The organism is Ottowia massiliensis (assembly GCF_900240305.1).
Taxonomy (GTDB): Bacteria; Pseudomonadota; Gammaproteobacteria; order Burkholderiales; family Burkholderiaceae_C; genus Ottowia; species Ottowia massiliensis.
Genome location: NZ_LT964860.1, coordinates 1 through 2,121, shown reverse-complemented (window position 1 = coordinate 2,121; position 2,121 = coordinate 1). Strand labels below are relative to the sequence as shown.

Sequence of the window (2,121 nt, the reverse complement as noted above, 5' to 3'; positions counted from 1 at the left end):
CGGCTGCGCTGATGAGCAGCTCGTATTCGGCAAAGTGGCTGTCCGTGGCCTGGCCCAGGATGGCCGCCGGCTCCGTGACGTCCGCCACCACGATGTCCGCAGAGTCGCCCGGGCTGCTGATGCGCGCTACCGGTTCGTCTGTGTCCAACGGGTCTGTCACGGCATACCAGTCTTGCGCCGTGACCGTGGCGCTAATTAGCAAGCATGCGCTAAAAAGAAGGAAACGCAATAGCACAGCAAGAATAGCAATTAACGGAAAACATACACAATCTAAAGAACTCAATCTTACTGCAAGGCTATTTAAATCAATATTTAATGCAAGATCATCAGGATATGACGCTCATCTAAAAGGTTGGGCAATCATATATATTATTTTCATAAGGGTTGGTCTGAATTACCGGAAATTTAGCTAACTCAGTATCGAACATCCTTCTTAGCTCGTTTCGAATATCTGCATACTTGGGAACACCCCAGATTCGATCATTAATGACATTCTTTGCTATTGCTATAGATGTGAGGCGAAGATTTGAAATAACCCAGCTTGCTCTCGCCTTCAATATCTCACTCATCAAGTCCAATGGAATATTTTCTTTTTCACTTGGAGGCCAAAAATCTGGCGAACGCAATTTTGCATGGAAAAATGCTGCTTTATTCATCTTGCATTTACCAAAATCAGGTATGCGAGCATGAAGTTGATTTATATTTTTTTCCGATATCACCATCCTAAAAATATTATTGTATGATTCTTCATTTCCGAATGAAAATAGATCTCCCGCAAAATCTTTCACAAAGGCATTGTTGCCAAAATATTCCAGCTGCAATTCTAAATATTTTCTCATATTTTCATACATATATGCATGCATGGCGATACTGCAATGAAAACCATCCATCAAGGCAGGATTTATATCCTCATGGTCATAATCATTAAATACATCATTAAACCCACGCGTCAAGCCACCAAACAGATGATATGAAAAAAAACTATCGTTTGCGGGATTGCACAATTCGTTAATTTCTATAAGTCGTTCTTTCCAATCTTGGCGAGTAGCCAGGTAATTTTGAAATGCGGATTGCCCAAAAGAGAAAGCGCGATAACTGTCTGCAAAATTCCAGAATATATAGTTCCTTGGTGCAAATATATTCATCAGAATGACTTTTTCATTCCCACAAACAATCTCTGTCTGCAAACAAACAGGGATGTCTTCTTTTCTCAAGTCGTGTGTAGTCTTCAAGGAAAGGGATGACAAATCCCATTCATCAGCTTGAATATATTGCATTATGGAGCTCCATTCCTTGTACACCAAGGGAGCGATGTCTTCGCTCCAGAAACGAAGAACGGCTGCTCTTCTTCAAATACCTTGCCGATAGGGCGATTGCCTTTATCTAACCAATCACCACTCGCATACACCATATAGATAGCACGCGCTATTGCCTGCCGACCTGGCATTGTTTGGGCTATTTTTAATATAGACTGCGAACGGTGATATCCAACTGTTTTTGTTGCATGTTTTTCCGCAATATCTAACGTCAGCTTGATTGATGCTAACTCTGCATGCAGCAAATCATGAAGGTCGCTTCTAATTCCGGAGCGTTTTTGATCCATGCTACCGCAAAGATAAACCGGAATTGTATGGTGTCCTTCATACCTATCTTTTGGAGGATTGGCCGGGACAGCTGTTGATATTGAATCGACAACCGAGTTGAACATTAAAACAGCTATGACATCCCAGACAGAAAATTTCCTATTTCGCGGATCAGCAATAACAGCTCCCCCAACAAGAATTGAAGTTGCATAAGCCGCTGTGGGCAACGCCATATTCAGATTAAAGCTGGGCATTGACATGACCAGCGAGAAATTCCCGCCCGGATCCATATGATTAACCGGATCGGCATTGCCATACAGATACTTGTTCAGCGTCAGCGGAATGCTCTGGCTGCCTGGGTGTTCATCCATCGAGATGAAGCGCCCCGTTTTCGGGTCGTAGTCCCTGGCCCTGAGGTGGTATAGCCCCGTGGCGCTGTCGTAGCTCTCGCCCGTGTAGCGGTGTCTGCTCTCTTTCGCAGCGCCTGCTTCTTCATTGCCAAACGCATCAAAGTCCAGCGTTTCGATGATCTGTCCGC

General features: G+C 44.0%; 2 protein-coding genes. Both read right to left on the bottom strand.

Annotated features, from left to right (window positions below; all coding sequences use genetic code 11):
• Window positions 1-344 precede the first annotated feature (344 nt).
• Window positions 345-1,277, bottom strand: coding sequence for a hypothetical protein (locus C1720_RS13460; RefSeq protein WP_146007064.1), 933 nt, complete (start codon window positions 1,275-1,277; stop codon window positions 345-347).
• Window positions 1,277-2,121, bottom strand: an 845-nt coding sequence (locus tag C1720_RS12500; protein ID WP_146007063.1) for an RHS repeat domain-containing protein, incomplete at its 5' end; no start/stop codon positions are given. The genes C1720_RS13460 and C1720_RS12500, both read right to left, overlap by 1 nt.